Below are 20,836 nucleotides of genomic sequence, written 5' to 3' on the forward strand. Positions count from 1 at the left end.
GCAGTGTTCCGTCACAGGCGCGATGGCAGTACTGGCAGGTCTGTACAGGCTGGAGATTATAAGGGAGTAGCGCGCAACGCTGCACGGCAAATACGGCCAGTGGAGGCGGGCTCTGGTAAACTGCCGGGGTTTTAGTCTCGCTGAGCCTGCGTCGTGCCCTGCCTTTATTGCCATCCCCATTGCCACCGTTGCGCCCTGTCATGAGCCATGCCGTCTCGCGCCTGCGCGCCGAGCGCCTGGCGCGCAGTGTCAAACCCTTCGTCGCGCGCGGCTCGCGTGCGCCACGCTGTCCCGGCTGCCGGGTAATCCCCGAATACTGTCTGTGTGCCTGGCGCCCGCGGGTGCAGGCGCACTCGGGCATTTGCCTGCTCATGCATGACACCGAACCACTCAAGCCTACGAACACGGGCTGGCTGATTGCCGACGTGATCGATGACACCACGGCGTTTGCCTGGGAGCGCAAGGCGATGGATGCACAGTTGCAGGCGCTGCTCGATGATCCACAGTGGCAGCCCTACATCGTTTTCCCGGGTGAGTTCGTGGCGCCGGAGCGAGTGGTCAGCAGCGTCGCCCCAGCGTCGGGCAAGCGCCCGCTGTTCATTCTGCTGGATGCCACGTGGCCCGAAGCCCGCAAGATGTTTCGCAAAAGCCCGTACTTGGAACGGTTCCCGGTGCTCAATCTGCAGCCTGAACAGATCTCGCGCTACACATTGCGCCGCTCGCGGCGCGACGACCATTTCTGTACCGCTGAAGTGGCAGCCATGTGTCTGGAACTGGCCGATGACCAGCAGGCCTCGCAGGCACTGGATGCCTATCTGGACGTATTCAGCACCCATTATCTGGGTGCCAAAAACAGGCTTGTGCTGGATGAAGACGATGCCGTGCACCAAAAACTGCGGCCCTTCCTATAGTTCAAGGGGCAAGTACGTCACTTTGCTTCATAATGTGTGCACTGGCGCCATGGGCTACGAGACAACCACCGGGCTTTGAACTTGACCACCCGGTCCGGGCTCGGCATCCTTGGCGCCGATTCGGGCACGACGAAGGCTTGAATGCTGTTTTCCTGGCCCCGACGTGCCTTTTTGGCTTCCGGCACTGCCGCCCGATGCCCTTGAGCTGCCCCGCCAGGCGCCCGCACGCTGGCTGCGCCTGCACAGAACAGGATCATTAGATCGATGGCCACATACGAAATCCTGATTGCCGATGACCACCCGCTGTTTCGCAGTGCGCTGCGCCAGGCCGTTACCCTGGGCCTTGGTCCGGACGTTCGACTGGTTGAGGTGGCAAGCATCGCCGAACTGGAAACCCGCCTGGCCGAGAAAAACGACTGGGACCTGGTGCTGCTGGACCTGAACATGCCCGGTGCCTATGGTTTCTCGGGTCTGGTGCTGCTGCGCGGTCAGTATCCGCAAATCCCGGTGGTGATGGTCTCGGCCCAGGAAGAGGCGGCCGTGGTGGTAAAGTCCCGAGAATTCGGTGCCAGCGGCTTTATCCCAAAATCCAGCCCGCTGGAGCAGATTCAGGACGCGGTCAAGAAAGTGCTCGATGGCGATGTCTGGTGGCCGCCGCAAGCCTTCGAGAAGATCGATGTGTCCGCTGAAGCCAAGGCCGCCAGCGAGGGCCTGGCCAGCCTTACCCCACAGCAATTCCGCGTGTTGACCATGGTGTGCGAAGGCCTGCTGAACAAGCAGATTGCCTATGAGCTGAGCGTGTCGGAGGCCACCATCAAGGCCCACGTCACCGCGATCTTCCGCAAGCTGGGCGTGCGTACGCGCACCCAGGCCGCGTTGTTGCTGCAACAATTGGAATCGGTTTCAACGAATTAAGGCCACTGGCCTTCACGCTTTTTTGACTCGGCGTGCACTAGCCTGCATCGCTCCTCATTGGGTTCAAGTGGCTTTCTATGTCGCCTTTCAAGGGCCAGACCGGCCTTAAACGAGTGTTCAACGCCGCCGGCTATTCGTTCGACGGCCTGCGCGCCGCCTTTACCGGCGAAGCGGCGTTTCGTCAGTTGGTGCTGCTCAACGTGGTGCTGATCCCGGTCGCCTTCTGGCTGGATGTAAGCCGTGCCGAACGCGCGATCCTGATCGCGGTGTGCCTGCTGGGGCTGATCGTCGAGCTGCTCAACTCTGCCGTGGAAGCCGCGATCGATCGTATTTCCCTGGACCGCCACCCGTTGTCCAAGAACGCCAAGGACATGGGCAGTGCTGCCCAGTTCGTGGCGTTGAGCATCGTGGCGGTGGTGTGGGCGGTGATTCTGCTCTAGGCAATGTGCGGCAGCACGATTTCGTCGCTGCGTCGTACCCCGGCGGTAAAATTGCGGCACAACTCCAGAAACTCGCGCATCGCCGAGGTCTGGTACTTCTGCTTGTGCCAGATGAAGTAGAACTGCCGCGCCAGGTCCAGGTCGGGAGTTTCCACCGCCACCAGGCTGCCGCGACGAAACGCATCGCGCAGCGCCAGACGTGAAATGCAGCCGATCCCGAGCCCTGATTCCACCGCGCGCTTGATCGCTTCGGTATGTTCCAGCTCCAGGCGGATGTTGAGTGTCGAGCGATGGTGGCGCATCGCCTGGTCAAAGGTCAGGCGCGTGCCTGAACCCTGCTCGCGCAGAATCCAGGCTTCATGGGTCAGTTCCTCAAGGCTGGCGCGACCCTTGAGCGCCAAGGGGTGCTGCGGCGCGCAGAACACCACCAGTTCGTCCTCGACCCAGGGCTGAACCTCCAGGTCGGGGTGGTTGCAATCGCCTTCTATAAGACCCAGATCAATTTCATAGTGCGCGACCTGATGCACGATATGGGCGGTGTTCTGTACATGCAGTTTGACCTGGCTCTCCGGGTGAACCTGCATGAAGCTGCCGATCAGCAAGGTGGCCAGGTAGTTGCCAATGGTCAGTGTGGCGCCCACTGCCAGAGAGCCGAAGCCGGACTTGCCGTTGAGCAGGTCCTCGATTTCCTTGGCCTGGTCGAGCAGGGCCACGGCCTGGGGCAGCAACTGGTGCCCCAGTGCATTGAGGCTCAGGCGCTTGCCGGCACGATCGAACAGCTGACAGCTGGATTGCCGTTCAAGCTCGGTGATGGAGGTGCTCGCAGCCGACTGCGACAGCGCCAGTATCCCGGCCGCACGGGAGACGCTCTGGTGTTGCGCGACGGCCACGAAGACCTGAAGTTGACGCAGTGTAAATCGCATATCTATATAACCGATAAGACATATCTTGATAATTCATTTAACAGATATTGTCGCTCGCACTAAACTATCGCGCAATCGCGCTCACGGTCAGCGCTGCGTTATTTTTCAGGAGCCCCCGTACATGAGCAACATGAACCACGAACGTGTCCTCAGTGTTCATCACTGGAACGACACCCTGTTCAGCTTCAAGTGCACCCGCGACCCGGGCCTGCGCTTCGAGAACGGTCAGTTCGTGATGATCGGCCTGCAACAGCCTAACGGCCGCCCGCTCATGCGCGCCTATTCGATCGCCAGCCCTAACTGGGAAGAGCATCTGGAGTTCTTCAGCATCAAGGTGCCGGACGGCCCGCTGACCTCGCAGTTGCAGCACCTGAAGGAAGGCGACGAGATCATCATCAGCAAGAAGCCTACCGGCACCCTGGTGCTGGATGACCTGAACCCGGGCAAGCACCTGTACCTGCTGAGCACCGGCACTGGCCTGGCACCGTTCATGAGCGTCATCCAGGACCCGGAAACCTACGAGCGCTTCGAGAAAGTGATCCTGGTCCACGGTGTGCGCTACGTCAACGAAGTGGCCTATCGCGAGTTCATCACCGAGCACCTGCCGCAGAACGAGTTCTTCGGTGAGGCGCTGCGTGAAAAACTGATCTACTACCCCACCGTCACCCGCGAGCCGTTCGAGAATCAGGGTCGCCTGACTGACCTGATGCGCAGCGGCAAACTGTTCAGCGACATCGGCCTGCCGCCGATCAACCCGCAGGACGATCGTGCGATGATCTGCGGTAGCCCGAGCATGCTGGATGAAACCAGCGAAGTCCTGAACAGCTTCGGCCTGAAAGTCTCCGCGCGCATGCGCGAGCCAGGTGACTATCTGATCGAGCGTGCGTTCGTCGAGAAGTAAGCAGGCAGTACCAATAAAAAACGCAGACCGTGGTCTGCGTTTTTTTTTGCCCTGGATTTGTGGTGCGGCATTCGCCGGCGCGGCGTTCCTGCTACCTTGCGGGCGCCGGCCCTACGCCTCGCGCACCACCTCCAGCACCCGGATCGTATCCAGCTGAGGGTAGTGCCAGCGTACCTGCACGTCCCAGAACCTGACCCCGTACACACGCTCGACCGGGGGCACCTGATAGGCCGGGCGTGGATCCTGTGCCAGGCATTGTTCTATCAGCTCCACCAACGGCTCTGCGAGACGCAGCGCATGCGCATGGGCCTGCTGCAGTGCCGAGTCGCTCCACTGCACCGTGATCGGCGCAGGCGGGGCGCTGGCAATGTGATTGACCGCCCCGGCTACGCTGTCGGCATAGGGTACATAGGGCTTGATATCGATGACCGGCGTGCCGTCCAGCAGGTCGATGCCCGACAGCAGCAGTCGCCCGGCCTCGACGCCCTCCAGCTTCACCACCGACTGCCCGATGCCGTTTGGCCGGTGGGTGGCGCGGGTGGCGAACACGCCCATCGACGTGTTGCCGCCCAGGCGCGGCGGGCGCACCTTCAGGCGCGGCTTTTCTTCCAGGGCCTGATGAAACAGGAACAGCAGCCACACGTGGCTGACCTGCTCTAGCCCGGCAACCGCTTCCCCCTGATCGAAAGGCGATACCAGCTCCAGCACCCCGCGCGCAGCCGGAGCCAGCTGCGGTTGGCGCGGGATGGCGAACTTCTCCTTGAAGCAGGAGCGCACGTAGCCGACCGGCTCGACACTGTAGGCCATGATCGAATCAGCCACGCACTCGCAGGGTCAGGCCCTTGAGGAAGTTGCGCAGCAACTGGTCGCCACAGGGGCGGTAGTTGCTGTTGCCGACCTTGCGGAACAGGGCGCTGAGTTCAGGCTTGGATACCGAAAAATCCGCCGCCTTGAGAATGGCATGCAGGTCGTCTTCCTTGAGCTCGAAGGCCACCCGCAGTTTTTTCAGGATGATGTTGTTGGTGACCGGCAGTTCGACCGGCAGAGGCGGGCGGCTCTCGTCGCGACCACGCTTGAACACCACCAGGCCATCGAGAAAATGCGCGATGACCTCGTCCGGGCAGCGCACGAAGCCTTCTTCCTCGTCTTTTTTCAGGTAGCTGGCAATGTCGGCATCGCTGACGTCAAAACCGTTGATGCGGGTGATCTCTGCCAGTTTGGCATCGCTGATATCCAGCATGTAGCGCAGGCTGCGCAGCACATCGTTGTGAATCATTGGACAATCCTGATCAAGTGGCAACGCCCGAGTGGCGAGGCCTAGAATTTTTCTTTGCTGGACAGGTAGCGCCACTGGCCCAGCGGCAGCTTGCTCATGGCCACGCCGCCCAGGCGGATACGGCGCATGCTGACCACGCTGACACCGACACTGCGGCACAGCAGTTCGATCAGCCCCGGCGCCGGGTTTTTCAGCACCATGCGCAGGCGCGTCTCGTTCTGCCAGCTGGCCTTGATGCGGGGCAGTTCCTGGCCCTTCCAGGTGAAACCGCGGTTAAGGCGTTCGAGACCATGGGCGACCATCTCGCCGCTGACCTCGACCACATACTCCTGCTCCAGCTTGGCCAGGTCCGAGGTGACCTTGCGCACGGCACGCCAGTCCTGGCTGTACACCTGCAGGCCGCTGGCGCCCTGTTGCAGCTCGGCGACGCAGGTCAGCCGGGCAAAGTGGCCCTTGAGCGGGCGATGCCCTTCGGCGTGGGCCTCGGACAAGGTGGCCGGGGTCATGCTCAGGCGAGCGCTTTCGCTGTCCTGGTCGGCGGCCTGGTGCAGCAGCAGGGTTACCGGTTCCAGGGCTTCGGCCTTGGCGCCCGGCAGCAGGGCGACGACCTGGCCGTCGACCTTGAGCTGTGGCTCGTCGACGACGTTGCCGTCAACGGTCACCCAACCGCCTTCGATATAGAGTTCGGCCTCCCGTCGGGAGCAGCCGACCAGTTCGATAAGGCGTTTGGAAAGACGAATGGGTTCAGACATGACGGCGGCCGTGGCACAGGGAAAGGCGCCCATTGTAACCGCCCGGGCGAGCGAAGGCCCGGCTACATTCGTGCCGGGCGGCTATTAATGCCGTGAGGGGATGATTTTCGGATCGGCCTTACAGCGTCCTTCAGCCCGTGCTCGCAGACTGTGTACGACCTAGCCTGAGGTGAAGCAGGGGGTAGGGTTTGCCCATGCCGTCCTTTTCCGAGCGCCCGATGACTTCGAAGCCTTGGCTGGCATAGAAGCCGATGGCCTGGGGATTCTGCTCGTTGACGTCGAGCTCATCGGCGTTCAGCTCATTGATGGCATGCCGCAGCAACTGCTTGCCGATGCCCTGACCGCGATACTGCGGGTCGACGAACAGCATTTCGACACGCCCGGCCGCTACACCGGCAAAGCCGGTGATGCGTTGCTGGCTGTCCTTGCAGCAGATCAGCATCACTGCATCCAGGTACTTGGGCACCAGTTCACGCAGCAGCACGATGTAGCTTTCGGGGAGAAAATCGTGGGTGGCACGTACCGAGGCTTCCCATACCTGCAGCAGGCGAGGGTAGTCGTGGGGGCTAGGGGTTTGCACGGTGGAATGCGCGCGCATCGCAGGGTCTCCTGGGGTGTCCGTACTGGACACGATAGTCCAATAAAAAGCCCCGCCATGATGGCAGGGCTTTTCCAGGCCGCAAAGCGTCAGACAGGCTCGGCCCACAGGTCGTATTCGTCGGCATCGGTGACGACGCACCAGACCTTGTCCCCCGGCTTGAAGCCGTGGTCGCCGTCGATGAACACATTGCCGTCGATCTCCGGGGCGTCGAAGAAGCTGCGGCCCACCGAGCCCTGCTCCTCGACTTCGTCGATCAGCACTTCGATGCGCTTGCCGATGCGCAGTTGCAGACGCGCGCTGCTGATGGCCTGCTGGTGGGCCATGAAGCGATCCCAGCGGTCCTGCTTGACGTCATCAGGAACCACGGGCAGGTCCAGGTCGTTGGCCGGTGCGCCTTCGACGGGCGAGTACTGGAAGCAGCCGACGCGGTCGAGCTGGGCTTCGGTGAGCCAGTCGAGCAGGTACTGGAAGTCTTCCTCGGTCTCGCCGGGGAAGCCGACGATGAAGGTGGAGCGGATGATCAGCTCCGGGCACTGTTCGCGCCATTTCTTGATGCGTGCCAGGGTCTTGTCTTCGAAGGCAGGGCGCTTCATCGACTTGAGCACTTTGGGGCTGGCGTGCTGGAACGGGATGTCCAGGTAAGGCAGCAGCTTGCCGGCGGCCATCAGCGGGATCACGTCATCGACGTTCGGGTACGGGTACACATAGTGCAGGCGCACCCACACGCCCAGGCTGCCGAGCGCTTCGCACAGCTCGAGCATGCGCGTCTTGACCGGCCGGCCGTTCCAGAAGTCGGTCTTGTACTTGACGTCGACGCCGTAGGCGCTGGTGTCCTGGGAGATCACCAGCAGCTCCTTGACGCCGGCCTTGACCAGGCGCTCGGCCTCGCTAAGCACCTCGCCCACCGGGCGGCTGACCAGCTTGCCACGCATCGACGGAATGATGCAGAAGCTGCAGGTGTGGTTGCAGCCTTCGGAAATCTTCAGGTAGGCGTAGTGACGCGGGGTCAGCTTGACACCCTGGGGCGGCACCAGATCGATCAGCGGATTGTGGTCCTGACGTGGTGGCACCACTTCGTGCACGGCGTTGACCACCTGCTCGTACTGCTGCGGCCCGGACACCGACAACACGCTGGGGTGCACGTCGCGAATGTTGTTGGCGTCGACACCCATGCAGCCGGTAACGATGACCTTGCCGTTTTCCTTGATGGCCTCGCCGATCACTTCCAGCGATTCGGCCTTGGCCGAGTCGATGAAGCCACAGGTGTTGACCACCACCACGTCGGCATCCTCGTAGGTGGGCACGACTTCATAGCCTTCCATGCGCAGCTGGGTCAGGATGCGCTCGGAATCGACCAGGGCTTTGGGGCAACCCAGGGAAACGAAGCCGACCTTTGGCGTGGTGGGCGTGGCGGTGGTGGACATGGTTAACCTCGGTGTAGAGGGGCTGCTTGGCACGCGAAGGTGGCAGCCCTGACGGGCGCTTTGGGGCGCCTCTGATCAAAAAGTGCGCAATTCTAGCGAGGCACAACGCGCTTGACTAGCAGAAATGCGACGAACGCTGCGCTATGCTTCGCGCCATCGCTCCCGCGTCGTTCAGCGCTGCGTTCGGCACGCTGCGACGGGTTGCAAAAATGATAGCGCCTGGCGCGAATTTCGCCGGCCTCTGGGTCTTGGTTGCGGGAGTGGTTGATGGTTCAGGCAAGCAGTCAGGCCAATGCCGGGCAGACGGCGGCAAAGCCGCTGAGCCTGCTGGTGGCGGCAGTCGGGGTGGTATACGGCGATATCGGTACCAGCCCCTTGTATACCCTCAAGGAAGTCTTCTCCGGCGGCTACGGGGTGCCGGTCAACCATGATGGTGTGCTGGGCATCCTGGCGTTGATCCTGTGGTCGCTGATCTGGGTGGTGTCGATCAAGTACGTGCTGTTCATCCTGCGCGCGGACAACCAGGGGGAGGGTGGCATCATGGCCCTGACCGCGCTGGCCCGACGAGCGGCTGCACCTTATCCCAGGTTGCGTGCGCTGCTGGTGGTGTTCGGCTTGTTCGGTGCGGCGCTGTTCTATGGCGACAGCATGATCACCCCGGCGATTTCGGTGCTGTCGGCGGTCGAAGGCATGCAACTGGCGTTCGATGGCATCGATCACTGGGTGATACCGGTGGCGCTGGTCGTGCTGGTGGCGCTGTTCCTGATCCAGAAGCACGGTACCGCGCGCATCGGCATTCTGTTCGGGCCGGTGATGGTGGCCTGGTTCGTGGTGCTGGCGGCCCTGGGCGTGCACGGCATCGTCCAGCGCCCCGAAGTGCTGCAGGCGCTCAACCCGATCTGGGCTGTGCGCTTCTTCATCGTCCACCCCGGCATGGGCGTGGCGATTCTGGGCGCCGTGGTGCTGGCGCTGACCGGGGCCGAGGCCTTGTACGCCGACATGGGGCATTTTGGCCGCAAACCGATCGCGCGGGCGTGGTTCGCGCTGGTGCTGCCGGCGCTGGTGCTCAACTATTTCGGTCAGGGCGCATTGCTGCTGGAGAACCCCGAAGCGGCACGCAACCCGTTCTACCTGCTGGCCCCCGGCTGGGCGCTGGTGCCGCTGGTCGGGCTGGCCACCCTGGCCACCGTGATCGCTTCCCAGGCGGTGATTTCCGGGGCCTTCTCCCTCACCCGCCAGGCCATCCAGCTTGGTTATGTGCCGCGCATGCAGATCCAGCACACCTCCAGCGACGAGCAGGGGCAGATCTACATCGGGGCGGTCAACTGGTCGCTGATGGTCGGGGTGATCCTGCTGGTGCTGGGCTTCGAGTCCTCCGGCGCGCTGGCGTCGGCCTATGGCGTTGCGGTAACCGGGACCATGCTGATCACCACCATCCTGGTGTCGGCGGTGATGTTGCTGCTGTGGAAGTGGCCACCGCTGCTGGCGGTACCGGTACTGCTGGGCTTTCTGTTCGTCGACGGGCTGTTCTTTGCCGCCAACGTGCCCAAGGTGCTGCAGGGTGGGGCATTCCCGGTGCTGGCAGGGATTGCGCTGTTCATCCTGATGACCACCTGGAAGCGCGGCAAGCAGATCCTGGTGGAGCGCCTGGATGAAGGCGCGTTGCCATTGCCGGTGTTCATCGCCAGCATCCGCGTGCAGCCGCCGCACCGTGTGGAAGGTACGGCGGTGTTCCTGACCGCACGTTCGGACGCGGTGCCCCATGCGCTGCTGCACAACATGCTGCACAACCAGGTGCTGCACCGCCAGGTGGTGTTGCTCACCGTGGTCAACGAGGATTCACCGCGGGTACCGCCACAGCGGCGTTTCGAGGTGGAGGGGTATGGCGAGGGGTTCTACCGGGTGATCCTGCATTTCGGCTTCATGGACGAGCCGGACGTGCCGGCGGCGTTGAAGCTGTGTCACCTGGACGAGCTGGATTTCAGCCCCATGCGCACCACCTACTTCCTCAGCCGCGAGACGGTGATCGCATCCAAGCTGGTGGGCATGTCGCGCTGGCGCGGGGTGCTGTTTGCCTTCCTGCTGAAGAATGCCAACGGCAACCTGAGGTTCTTCAACCTGCCATTGAACCGGGTGATCGAGCTGGGTACGCAGGTGGAGATCTAGCGGGGGCTTTCGCCGCTAAGGCGGCTCCTGCAGGATGCGATCCGTTGCAGGAGCCGGCCTTGCCGGCGAGGCTTCTACTGTTCAGCGACGCTGGACTTCCCCTGGCGCGTTTCGATCTCGCTGATCAGGCGCTTGGCCAGGGCCGGGTAGTTTTCGTCGAAGTGGTGCCCGCCGGGCAGCTTCACGCGCTCACCCACGGCGGTATGGTCGGTGCAGCCGCTTTCATCGGCCTCTTCTTCACCATAGATGCACAGCACCTTGCTCGGCGGCATCCTGGCCATCTCAGGCCCGGTTGGCGCCTCCTTGCCGGCATTGCCCAGCCAGCCCTCGACCTCGATCTCGAAACTGCCACTGCGCGCGAACGCCAGCAGAATCACCGCATCGATGCGCTTCTGGTCTTCGGGTGGCAAGCGGTTGTAGATCGCCGGCAGCACGTCGGCACCGAATGAATAGCCGGTCAGTACGAAGCGTTTGGTGCCCCACTTCTGGCGGTAGTGCTGCATCAGCTCGGACAGGTCGACTGCGCTCTGCTCCGGTGTCTTGTGCTGCCAGTAGTAGCGCAGAGTATCGATGCCCACCACCGGGTAGCCCAGCTTGGCCATCTCGCCCGCCACGTCGCGGTCAAGGTCGCGCCAGCCGCCATCGCCGGACAGGAACAGCGTCACGGTGTCGGTGGTCTGGCCGGCCGGTACCTCCACCACCGGAATGCTCAATGCATTGCCATCCACGCCCAGCAGGGCCTGGGTCAGCTGGGCCTTGAGCACCTGGGGCAGGTGGATGTCGTAATCGCTGATGCTGGTCTGTGCATTGGCCTGGTCGCGCACGAAGGCGGCGCTGGCGTCATCCGGGTTGTCGTTCCAGGCCACGTTCCAGTGACCATGGGCGGCCGACTTGGGCAGCGCGGCGCTGCAGCCGGGCTGCTCGATGCTGAACCCCACGGAGATGGCCTGGGCCTTGTCGTTGGTCTGCCCGGCCAGCCAGCTCCAGGCCAGCCCGGCTCCCGGGCCGATGCCGGCAACCAGCGTCGGCGTGCCCTGCAACTGTTGCAAGGCCTGCTGCAGCGCCTGCTGCTGCAGGTTGCAGTCGCTCGGCGGCAGGATCACCTGTACCAGCTGGGCGCGGGCACTCTGGCTCAGGTCGATCAGTTGCTTGTCGCTCAGGGCCTGGTCCTGCGGCACGGCCACAGCCACCAGGTCCTTGCCTCGCGTGCTTGGGGTAACCCGCACCAGGCTGCTGCCATCGGCCAGGGTCAAATGTTCAAGGTGCGGTTGCGGGGCAGGGCGGGCCCACAGCCAGAAGCCCAGGGCCGCCGCGAGCAGGGCCAGCACCAGGGCGGCCAGTACATGAAGCCAGTAGCGTCGAATCATCAGCGTTTCACCAATCCGGTCAGGCCGCCTGCAATCAGGGCGGCGGTATCGGCCAGGGCCACCAGGGGATCGAGCCCGGCGGGTACGGCCATGTAACGGGGTTCCCAGTCAGGCTGGAACTTGTCTTTGAAGCGGCGCAGGCCCTGGAAGTTGTACAGTTGCTCGCCGCGCTGGAACACCATCGAGCCCAGGCGCTGGGTCAGAGGTGCGCCGCGACGCGGCTGCAGCCCGGACAACGGCACCATGCCGAGGCTGAAGCGCGCATATCCATGCGTCTTGTAGTGTTGGATCAGGCCGATCATCAGAAACTCCATGGTCAGCTTCGGTGCTTGCGGGTGCGCGCGCATCAGGTCCAGGCTGGCCAGCTCGCGGCTGTGGGTTTCGAGCAGGTTGGCAAAGGCCACCGGCTGGCCCTGGAAGCGAATCAGCGCGATGCGGAAGTGCTGCAGGTACTCTGCGCTGAAGCGGCCCAGCGAAAAGCCTTTTTCGCGCACGTTCTTGCCTTCGAGCCAGGCATCGGAAATCACCTTCAGTTCCTCGAGCGGGGCTTGCCCGGGCTCGTGGATCTCCAGGCTCAGGCCGTCGCGCCCGCCGCGGTTCCAGGTATAGCGCAGGTCTTTCATCTCCTTGCCCTTGGCGTCGAGGTCGAAGCGCAGCAGGTCCACGCGGGCCTCTTCGCCCAGCTTGATCGCGGTCAGGCCGATGTCCATGTAGAAGGGCAGGTTCTCGGCACGCACCTGGTAGAACACCGGTCGAGCGTGGTGGATATCGCACAGGTCGCGAAACTGCCAGATCATCTCGGCGCGGCGCTGGGCCGGGCCGATCGGGTCGTACAGCGCCACCAGGCTGCGCCCGCGGCGGGCGTACATCAGGAAGGCGTCATCCTGAGGGTGGAACAGCAACGCCTTGTCGCCGGTCAGCGCCAGGCCGCCATCGGGCTGGTCGGAGCTCTGCAGGATGCGGTTGGCCCGTTGCAGCTCGTCACCTGTAGGCAGGTGGATGGTCGGGCGTGCGGTACGCAGCAGCCAGGTCAGTGCAACGATCACCAGCAGTACCGCGCTACCGAGCAATGAGCGCAGCCCGCGCGGGGCATCGGCGTCCAGGGTGAACTGCCACCACAACTGGTGGCTGTAGGGCACGTCCTGGTAGGCGAACAGCAGCAGCCACACCGACGCGCCGATCACGCAGGCACTGGCCACCACGTAGACCGGCGAGAAGGGCAGCTCGAGCAGTCGGCTGGGCCGGTAGAACGAACCGCGGAACACTGCCAGCAGGCAGGCGGTAAACGTCAGTAGGCTGGCCTCTTCCCAGTCGAAGCCCTTTAGCAGCGACAGCAGGGCGCCGACCAGCAGCAGCACGGTGGTGAGTATCCAGGCTGCCGACAGGCGCCGCCGCAGTCCCTGGGCCAGCAGCAGGCACAGCACGCCGATCAGGCTGGCGCCGAAGTGCGAGGCATCGATCAAGCGGTGCGGCACCAGGAAACCCAGGTGCTCCAGGCGCGTGTCGATTTCAGGCGTGGCCCCGGAGAACAACAGCACCACGCCCGACAGGAACACCAGAATCGCCAGTACCGGTGCGGCAAGCCCGGAGGCCACCTTCATGGCCTGGCGCGCGAACAGAAAGCGCTTGGCTTCGCTGGCCAGCAGGACCACGCAGGCCACCAGCAGCGGCAGCACGACATAGATCAGGCGGTACAGCAGCAGCGCAGCGGCAAGTGGCGCTGCCCCCAGCTGGTCGGCGAAGGCGGCCAGCAGGATGGCCTCGAAGACCCCGACCCCGCCGGGCACGTGGCTGAGCACACCGGCAGCCAGGGCCAGCAGGTACACCAGCAGGAACGCACCGAAGGGCGGAGCCTCGGGCAGCAGCAGGTACAGCACCGTGGCGGCGGCAGCCACGTCCAGTGCGGTGATCAGCAACTGCAGCAAGGTCAGGCGCGCGCCCGGCAGGCGCAGTGTGCGTCGGCGTATGCGTACCAGCAGGTTGTCGGCCAGCGGCTGTTCCGGCAGTCGACGCCGGTACAGCCCGTAGGCCAGGGCCATGCTCAGGCCCAGTACCGCGACGGCGATGGCTGCCAGTACCGGGGCCGGCGTGCGCAGCGCCATGGCCGCGGCGGGCAGGTTGCTCAGGGTGGCCAGCGCTGCCAGCGGCGGCAGCGCGCAGCCCAGCGACAGGCTGGCAAACAGCGTCATGCGGGCCACTTCGGCACCGCCTATGCCGTGGCGGGCGTACAACCGGTAACGCACCGAGCCGCCGGACAGCAGCGACAACCCGATCGCGTTGCCGATGGCGAATGCACAGAAGCCGCCCATGGCCAGGGTGGCTGAAGGCAGCCGGACCCCGGCATAACGGCTGGCTGACCATTCATAGCCCAGCAGGATGACAAAGCCTGCGACCGTGGCCAGCAGTGCACCGGCCAGGGCGGGCTTGGGCACACTCAGCAGCGAATCGTGCAGGGCATAGATATCCAGCTCGCTGAGCAGATGGCGACAGGCAATCAGGGCGATGCCGAACAGTAGCAGGGTGACCGCCAGGCCGATCGGCTGACGATACCGGCTGAGCAGTTCCAGCCAGCGCAGGCGATGCGGGGCGATGGGCTGGGCGGCGCTAACAGGGGTTTCTGCTTCGGGCGTTTGTGGGCGCATCAATCACCTTTTTGGATTGCGCGCGACTGGACGATGTATCCGACCAAGTTACCAATCCCTATGGAAAAATAATGTCTGAATCTTACTCGCGATCATGCCGATCCGCGCCCATCAGGATAGTTAAAGAAGTTTCATGCTGCCGCAAGGGCATGGAGAGGAGGGGAAGGTAACTTTTCGCCAGACGCAAAAAAGGCCACTTTTTTCAAAGTGGCCTTTTCTGTTGTTTGGTTGCGGGAGCCGGATTTGAACCGACGACCTTCGGGTTATGAGCCCGACGAGCTACCAGACTGCTCCATCCCGCGTCTGTGGGGCGGATTCTACAGCGTATGGAGATGCTGTCAATGCTTAATTGTTGATTTACAACAAAAACCTGCTATGGGCCAAACAGCGCCCAACAAAAAAGGCCACTTTTTCAAGTGGCCTTCTCTGATGTTTGGTTGCGGGAGCCGGATTTGAACCGACGACCTTCGGGTTATGAGCCCGACGAGCTACCAGACTGCTCCATCCCGCGTCTGTGGAGTGGATTCTACAGATATCTCAGAACGTGTCAACCGCTAAAGTCCAGAAATCCTTTTTTGTTCAATTGCTTAGCGTTTGTGATCTGGCTGCGGGCGCGCTAAGGCGGGGGCTGCAGGGCATTTGCCCGGGGTGACGGGTGCAGGGTGCAGCCGGTGGTGACGAGTGAGATACTGCGCGTACGAATCAACGGTGTTAACGGTCATCCATGTCCCAACGCAAGATCATCCACATCGATTGCGACTGTTTCTACGCAGCCATCGAGATGCGCGACGACCCGCGGCTGGCCGGCAAGCCTCTGGCCGTGGGTGGCTCGGCCGACCGACGCGGGGTGATTGCTACCTGCAACTACGAAGCGCGGGCCTTTGGCGTACGCTCTGCGATGTCGTCGCACCACGCGTTGAAGCTGTGCCCCGACCTGACCATCGTCAAGCCGCGCATGGATGCCTATAAGGAAGCCTCGCGGGAGATTCACAACATCTTCCGCGAGTACACCGAGCTGATCGAGCCATTGTCGCTGGATGAAGCCTATCTGGACGTATCCGACAGCCCGAAGTTTTCCGGCAGTGCCACGCGCATTGCCGACGACATTCGCCGGCGGGTGTCCCAGCGCCTGCACATCACGGTATCGGCGGGGGTGGCGCCCAACAAGTTCCTGGCCAAGATTGCCAGTGACTGGCGCAAACCCAACGGCTTGTTCGTGATTACCCCGGCACAGGTGCAAGACTTCGTCGCCTGCTTGCCAGTGACCAAGCTGCATGGAGTTGGCAAGGTCACGGCTGACAAGCTGGGGCGCCTGGGCATTGTCGATTGCAAGGATCTGCGCGAGTGGGACCGCCTGGCCCTGGTCCGCGAGTTCGGCAGTTTCGGCGAGCGTCTTTACGGGCTGGCGCGCGGCATTGACGAGCGGGTGGTGCACAACGACAGCCGGCGCCAGTCGGTGAGCGTCGAGAACACCTACGACAGCGACCTGCCGGACCTGGCCAGCTGCCTTGAAAAACTGCCTGAACTGCTGGAATCGCTGGGCGGTCGCATGGCCCGGATCGACGACAGTTACCGGCCGGGCAAGCCGTTCGTTAAGGTCAAGTTCCATGACTTCACCCAGACCACCCTGGAGCAGGCGGGGGCGGGGCGTGATCTTGAAAGCTACCGGCAACTGCTCAGCCAGGCTTTCGCGCGTGGCGCCAAGCCGGTCAGGTTGCTGGGGATTGGCGTGCGGTTGCACGACTTGCGCGGGGCGCATGTTCAGCTGGAGCTGTTCACGCCCGAATGAAACGCCAGGCATCGTGGTCGATGCCTGGCGTTCATGGAGCTGGAGCTACTTCGCGCCGGGGTCTGCCACCAGGCGGCCGGCATCCCTGGTCAGCGCCTTGAGAAACTCCTGTTGCAGCTCAGGATCATTGCGGGTCAGCTCGATCAGGCTCTGTTCCAGCTCGCTGGCTTCCTCTTCCAGGCCCAGTTCGGACAAGCGCTTGACCCGGTGCACCCACTCGCTCACCTCGTCGTCTTCAAGGTCGTCGTAGATCAGCTCATGGGCTTCGACCAGTTTGCCGCGCAGCGTTGGGCTGAGCAGCAGGCTGGCGTCGGCACGCACGTTATTTTCTTCATCGGCCACGGCCAAGTGCAAGGTGCCCACCTGGGTCAGGTTCTGTTCGGTGAACGGGCTGTCGAGCAGGTTCAGGCGCAACACACCATTGCGGTCGGTGGTCAGCTCGTGGGTGAGCTTGCCAGCCTTGACTTCGACCGGGCGTTCGCCCCACGGCAGGCTGGTGTACTCCTGGCGTTTGTCCTTCTGCACTTCGCTGATACTGGCCAGGTTCTGTTGTGCGCGGCCGTTGGACTGCACGTTCATGAACGGGTTGAGCCCGGCCACGCCATAGCTGAGCCAGTCATGGGTCACGCTGTCGGGCAGGTTGCCCAGTGCGAACACATTGACCACATTGGCGCCGATACCGGCAACCACGGCCACTGCGCCCAGCGGGATCTCGTAGATTTCGCGCCAGGGTTGGTAGGGCGTGTAGCGATCATAACGACGGGTCACTTCGAATTCGGTGACTTCGAAGTTCTTCTGTTCGTGAACGCGCACGCGCCGTTGCGGCAGCTCGAGTACCTTGGGCTCTCCGACATCGATCTGCAGGCTGTGCTCGAGCAGCTTGCGCTCGATCCGCTCCTCATGCTCGCTGCGCTGGGACATCTGGTTGGCGCAGCCGCTGAGCAGCACGGCGCCGCACAGGGCGGCGCCTCCGAAGGTGATTCGCTTGAACATGGCTACTCTTGTGTTGGCTATCAGCGACGAATACGGGCTTGCAGGAACGACAGCACCTCGGCCACGGGCAAGGCCTGGGCCTCGCTGTCCTTGCGGTACTTGTATTCCAGGTTGCCTTCGGCCAGGCCCCGGTCGCTGACCACGATGCGGTGCGGGATGCCGATCAGTTCCATGTCGGCGAACTTGATCCCCGGGCTGGTTTTCTTGTCACGGTCGTCCAGCAGCACTTCGAAACCGGCGGCTGTCAGCTCGGCGTAGAGCTTGTCGGTGGCTTCGCGCACTTCAGCGGTTTCGTAGCGCAGCGGTACCAGGGCGATCTGGAATGGCGCGAGGCTATCGCTCCAGATGATGCCCTTGTCGTCGTAGTTCTGCTCGATGGCAGCGGCGACCACGCGCGAAACACCAATGCCGTAGCAGCCCATGGCCAGGGTCACCGGCTTGCCGTTCTCGCCCAGCACCTGGCACTTGAGTGCTTCGCTGTACTTGGTGCCCAGCTGGAAGATGTGCCCGACTTCGATACCGCGCTTGATCATCAGCGTACCCTTGCCGTCCGGGCTCGGGTCGCCGGCTACCACGTTGCGCAGGTCGGCGATTTCCGGTACGGGCAGGTCGCGCTCCCAGTTCACGCCGAAGTAGTGCTTGTCGTCGATGTTGGCACCGATGCCGAAGTCGCTCATGAAGGCCACGGAACGGTCGATGATGCACGGCAGCGGCAGGTTCAGCGGGCCCAGGGAACCGGCGCCGGCGCCGATGGCGTCGCGCAGTTCGGCGTCGCTGGCCATCACCAGCGGGCTGGCCACCTGTGGCAGGTTGGCAGCCTTGATTTCGTTGAGCTCGTGGTCGCCGCGGACGATCAGGGCAATCAGCTTGCCTTCTTCGGCGGCATGCACGATCAGGGTCTTGACGGTGCGCTCGATCGGCACGCCGTAGTTTTCGACCAGGGCGGCGATGGTTTTCGCGTCCGGGGTATCGACCAGGCGCAGCTCCTCGGTGGGGGCAGGGCGCACGGTTTCCCGCGGGATTGCTTCGGCCTTCTCGATGTTGGCGGCGTAGTCGGAGCTGTCGCTGAAGATCACGTCGTCTTCACCGGACTCGGCCAGCACGTGGAATTCGTGGGACCAGCTGCCACCGATCGAGCCGGTGTCGGCCTGCACGGGGCGGAAATCCAGGCCCAGGCGGGTGAACACATTGCAGTACGCCTGGTGCATTCGGTCGTAGGTTTGCTGCAGGGACGCCTGGTCGGCATGGAAGGAGTAGGCATCCTTCATGATGAACTCGCGACCGCGCATCAGGCCGAAGCGCGGACGGATCTCGTCGCGGAACTTGGTCTGGATCTGGTACATGTTCAGTGGCAGCTGTTTATAGCTGCTCAGCTCGTTGCGCGCGAGGTCGGTGATGACCTCTTCGTGGGTAGGCCCCACGCAGAACTCGCGACCATGACGGTCCTTCAGGCGCAGCAGCTCGGGGCCGTACTGCTCCCAGCGGCCGGACTCCTGCCACAGTTCAGCGGGCTGAATGGCCGGCATCAGCACTTCCAGGGCGCCTGCGGCGTTCATTTCCTCGCGTACCACGGCTTCGACCTTGCGCATCACGCGAAGGCCCATCGGCAGCCAGGTATAAAGGCCGGATGCGAGCTTGCGGATCATGCCGGCACGCAGCATGAGCTGGTGGCTGATGACGACCGCGTCGGAAGGGGTTTCTTTCTGTGTGGCGAGCAAATATTGACTGGTGCGCATGGTAGGCCGTTGTCGGTTGCTTAACTGAAATGACCCCGCATTGTACGGGGGCGATTCGGTGACGTATAGGATGGTGGCGCGGGAAACTGCGCCAAGTGCATCAACACAAAAGAAAAAGCCCGGCAGGGCCGGGCTTTTTCGAGCTGGGGTCCGTGAGCCGGAAGGCTTACAGGATGCTCAGCGGGTACTCGACGATCAGGCGCAGTTCGTCGATCGAAGGCGACGAGTTGTTGTACACCGCATCGCTGGAGCGGTAGGTGGCCTGGCGAACGCGGAAGCTCAGGTCTTTGGCCGGGCCTTCCTGCAGTACGTACTTGGCTTCGATGTCGCGTTCCCACTCTTTGCCGTTGTTGCCGGAGGAAACGTTGGCATCGGTACCACGGATGTAGCGGGTCATGAAGCTCAGGCCCGGTACGCCGAAGGTGGCCATGTTGATGTCGTAGCGAGCCTGCCAGGATTTCTCGTCTTCGGAGTTGAAGTCCGAACGTGCCACCGAGTTGGCCAGGAACACGGTACCGCCGCCGTCGACGCCGTAGGCGTAGCCGCCGTCGCCGCTGATGCGCTGGTGCGCCAGGGTGAAGGTGTGCGCGCCGATGGTGTAGGCAGCGGACAGGCTGAATGCACGGCTGTCGATCTTGTCGCCGTCGTAGGCTTTTTCCAGCGCGGCGCCGGTGCTCTTGGTGTTGTAGAAGTTGAAGTCGAACACCAGGCCCTGCTCGTCGTTGATCGGCAGGCTCCAGTTCACATTGGCGTAGTATTTGCGCCAGTAGTCTTCGACCTTGGAGTAGTAGAGGCTGGTGCTGAGCTCGTCGCTGAACGCGTAGGTGCCGCCCAGTACGTCGGCCTTGGTCAGGTGGATGCCGCCGTCACGGTTGGTCTGGTCTTGTGCGGTGATGCTGGTGAAGCGACCGGCGTTGAGCGTCAGCCCCTTGATTTCGTTGCTGGTGATCAACGCGCCCTGGGCCATTTCAGGCAGCAGGCGGCTGTCGTCGGTGGCCAGCACTGGCAGCGAGGTGAACTGGTCACCCACTTTCAGGACGGTGTCGGAAATCCGGAACTTGATGGCTGCGCCGCCTTTGGAGTAGTCGTCCTGCGAGCGTTCGTCGGAGCCGGTCGGGAACAGGCCGGTGCCGGCAGTGCCCTTGCCGCCGTCCAGTTTCAGACCCAGCATGCCGATTGCGTCGACGCCGACGCCGATGGTGCCTTGGGTGAAGCCCGACTCGAAGGTGCCGATGAAGCCTTGGCCCCACTCTGCAGCGCGGCTCTGCTCGGTGTTGGGGACGTTGCGGTAGTCACGGCTGAAGTACAGGTTGCGAAGTTTGACGTTCAAGCTGCTGTCTTCTACAAACCCCTTGGATTCATCCTGAGAAGACGCCATGGCCAGCTGCGAGGTGCCTGCCGCTACGGCCAGGGCGATTATGCTCCACTTCATCACGCGCATCGTGATTTGCTCCTTTGGTTTTGGAAGATTACGGCCTTGCCCCCTGGTTTTTTTATGGGGCGGCTCTTTCTTTTTTGAGTCGGCGAAATGTATATCACGCTGACTGTCGTTGGCGATACTTGCGAAAGGAACCTTTCATTAACTTTATGGTCCCGTCGCAAACGGTTAAATCCCTGTCGCAAATTACGCCCCGGCATGACCGGTGCGTTCAACTACAGCGCTGTTTCGCAGAGCAGCAAAGGCAGCGCAATCACGCCAAGCCTTTGATGCCAAAACTCCCTGGTTGCCCTTGCAGCTGTTGTTATTTGTCGCACTTGGCTTGCTTATGCAGGCGCCATGCCGACGTTGGGCAGAGATGAATGCAACAAGCGTGCTCAATTGCGCGGTGCGTTGATGAAATTTTCACATTTCGTTGGCCGAAGGGCGCGTGGTGCCCGAAAACCGGGGGTGTACAGATCTTTTGGTTTGAGGGTCGATGCCGTCGCGGAATAAGCAAAAAATCGACTTTGAAGTCAAAACGTTACCGGCTTGTAGGACAAGTGAGTAGTTTTCGGTAGGA

The 20,836-nt window shown here is 62.7% G+C and carries 17 protein-coding genes and 2 tRNA genes; 6 read left to right on the plus strand and 13 right to left on the minus strand.

The features are described 5' to 3' along the window. Nucleotides 1-200 precede the first annotated feature (200 nt). The 3 genes from DN387_RS12005 to DN387_RS12015 all read left to right on the plus strand — a co-directional run bounded on the left by DN387_RS12005 (nt 201) and on the right by DN387_RS12015 (nt 2,266). The gene (locus tag DN387_RS12005; protein WP_054914979.1) at nt 201-911 is read left to right on the plus strand and encodes a tRNA-uridine aminocarboxypropyltransferase; all 711 of its coding nucleotides are present in this window, start codon (nt 201-203) and stop codon (nt 909-911) included. 264 nt (nt 912-1,175) lie between these two features. Beyond that, nucleotides 1,176-1,826 (plus strand): response regulator transcription factor ErdR, encoded by a 651-nt coding sequence (erdR, locus tag DN387_RS12010; RefSeq protein WP_054914978.1) that lies wholly within the window; start codon nt 1,176-1,178, stop codon nt 1,824-1,826. 77 nt (nt 1,827-1,903) lie between these two features. Beyond that, entirely contained in the window at nt 1,904-2,266 is a 363-nt protein-coding gene (locus DN387_RS12015; RefSeq protein WP_054914977.1) for a diacylglycerol kinase, read from the plus strand. On the opposite strand, the gene DN387_RS12020 is transcribed toward DN387_RS12015, so the two are convergent. Further along, nucleotides 2,263-3,189 carry a LysR family transcriptional regulator gene (locus DN387_RS12020; protein WP_043864262.1) on the minus strand — a complete coding sequence of 309 codons (927 nt, stop codon included), beginning with the start codon at nt 3,187-3,189 and terminating at the stop codon, nt 2,263-2,265. The genes DN387_RS12015 and DN387_RS12020 overlap by 4 nt on opposite strands. Nucleotides 3,190-3,310: 121 nt before the next feature. On the opposite strand from DN387_RS12020, the gene fpr reads away from it, so the two are divergent. Then, nucleotides 3,311-4,090 (plus strand): ferredoxin-NADP reductase, encoded by a 780-nt coding sequence (fpr, locus tag DN387_RS12025; RefSeq protein WP_043864261.1) that lies wholly within the window; start codon nt 3,311-3,313, stop codon nt 4,088-4,090. A 111-nt stretch (nt 4,091-4,201) separates the two neighbouring features. Here the strand turns inward: fpr and tsaA are convergent, their stop codons facing one another. From tsaA to rimO, 5 genes are all read right to left on the minus strand, one after another. Next, nucleotides 4,202-4,897, minus strand: coding sequence for a tRNA (N6-threonylcarbamoyladenosine(37)-N6)-methyltransferase TrmO (gene tsaA / locus DN387_RS12030; RefSeq protein WP_054915093.1), 696 nt, complete (start codon nt 4,895-4,897; stop codon nt 4,202-4,204). A 7-nt stretch (nt 4,898-4,904) separates the two neighbouring features. Next, nucleotides 4,905-5,366 carry a DUF1456 family protein gene (locus DN387_RS12035; RefSeq protein ID WP_043864260.1) on the minus strand — a complete coding sequence of 154 codons (462 nt, stop codon included), beginning with the start codon at nt 5,364-5,366 and terminating at the stop codon, nt 4,905-4,907. A 41-nt stretch (nt 5,367-5,407) separates the two neighbouring features. Further along, nucleotides 5,408-6,118, minus strand: coding sequence for an rRNA pseudouridine synthase (locus DN387_RS12040; protein ID WP_043864303.1), 711 nt, complete (start codon nt 6,116-6,118; stop codon nt 5,408-5,410). A gap of 130 nt (nt 6,119-6,248) precedes the next feature. Continuing rightward, complete coding sequence (locus DN387_RS12045) at nt 6,249-6,716, minus strand: acetyltransferase (RefSeq protein WP_054914976.1); 468 nt, start codon at nt 6,714-6,716, stop codon at nt 6,249-6,251. Nucleotides 6,717-6,805: 89 nt separating this feature from the next. Continuing rightward, nucleotides 6,806-8,143 (minus strand): 30S ribosomal protein S12 methylthiotransferase RimO, encoded by a 1,338-nt coding sequence (gene rimO, locus DN387_RS12050; protein WP_043864258.1) that lies wholly within the window; start codon nt 8,141-8,143, stop codon nt 6,806-6,808. 267 nt (nt 8,144-8,410) lie between these two features. Here rimO and DN387_RS12055 point away from each other — a divergent pair, with 267 nt between their 5' ends. After that, the gene (locus DN387_RS12055) at nt 8,411-10,309 is read left to right on the plus strand and encodes a potassium transporter Kup (RefSeq protein ID WP_054914975.1); all 1,899 of its coding nucleotides are present in this window, start codon (nt 8,411-8,413) and stop codon (nt 10,307-10,309) included. 74 nt (nt 10,310-10,383) lie between these two features. On the opposite strand, the gene DN387_RS12060 is transcribed toward DN387_RS12055, so the two are convergent. The 4 genes from DN387_RS12060 to DN387_RS12075 all read right to left on the minus strand — a co-directional run bounded on the left by DN387_RS12060 (nt 10,384) and on the right by DN387_RS12075 (nt 14,829). Beyond that, nucleotides 10,384-11,676 (minus strand): virulence factor family protein, encoded by a 1,293-nt coding sequence (locus DN387_RS12060; RefSeq protein ID WP_043864256.1) that lies wholly within the window; start codon nt 11,674-11,676, stop codon nt 10,384-10,386. After that, complete coding sequence (mprF, locus tag DN387_RS12065; protein ID WP_043864255.1) at nt 11,676-14,318, minus strand: bifunctional lysylphosphatidylglycerol flippase/synthetase MprF; 2,643 nt, start codon at nt 14,316-14,318, stop codon at nt 11,676-11,678. Before mprF ends, DN387_RS12060 begins: the two co-directional genes overlap by 1 nt. 225 nt (nt 14,319-14,543) lie before the next feature. Beyond that, nucleotides 14,544-14,620 (minus strand) — tRNA-Met (locus DN387_RS12070). 132 nt (nt 14,621-14,752) lie between these two features. Then, nucleotides 14,753-14,829 (minus strand) — tRNA-Met (locus DN387_RS12075). Nucleotides 14,830-15,042: 213 nt separating this feature from the next. On the opposite strand from DN387_RS12075, the gene dinB reads away from it, so the two are divergent. After that, the gene (dinB, locus tag DN387_RS12080; RefSeq protein ID WP_043864254.1) at nt 15,043-16,107 is read left to right on the plus strand and encodes a DNA polymerase IV; all 1,065 of its coding nucleotides are present in this window, start codon (nt 15,043-15,045) and stop codon (nt 16,105-16,107) included. Nucleotides 16,108-16,152: 45 nt separating this feature from the next. Here the strand turns inward: dinB and DN387_RS12085 are convergent, their stop codons facing one another. From DN387_RS12085 to DN387_RS12095, 3 genes are all read right to left on the minus strand, one after another. Next, complete coding sequence (locus DN387_RS12085) at nt 16,153-17,100, minus strand: lipoprotein (protein WP_043864253.1); 948 nt, start codon at nt 17,098-17,100, stop codon at nt 16,153-16,155. Nucleotides 17,101-17,120: 20 nt separating this feature from the next. After that, entirely contained in the window at nt 17,121-18,836 is a 1,716-nt protein-coding gene (locus DN387_RS12090) for a proline--tRNA ligase (RefSeq protein ID WP_043864252.1), read from the minus strand. A gap of 166 nt (nt 18,837-19,002) precedes the next feature. Further along, nucleotides 19,003-20,277 (minus strand): OprD family porin, encoded by a 1,275-nt coding sequence (locus tag DN387_RS12095; protein ID WP_043864251.1) that lies wholly within the window; start codon nt 20,275-20,277, stop codon nt 19,003-19,005. Nucleotides 20,278-20,836 lie beyond the last annotated feature (559 nt).

It is taken from the genome of Pseudomonas sp. FBF18 (assembly GCF_024261405.1).
Classification (GTDB): Bacteria; Pseudomonadota; Gammaproteobacteria; order Pseudomonadales; family Pseudomonadaceae; genus Aquipseudomonas; species Aquipseudomonas palmensis.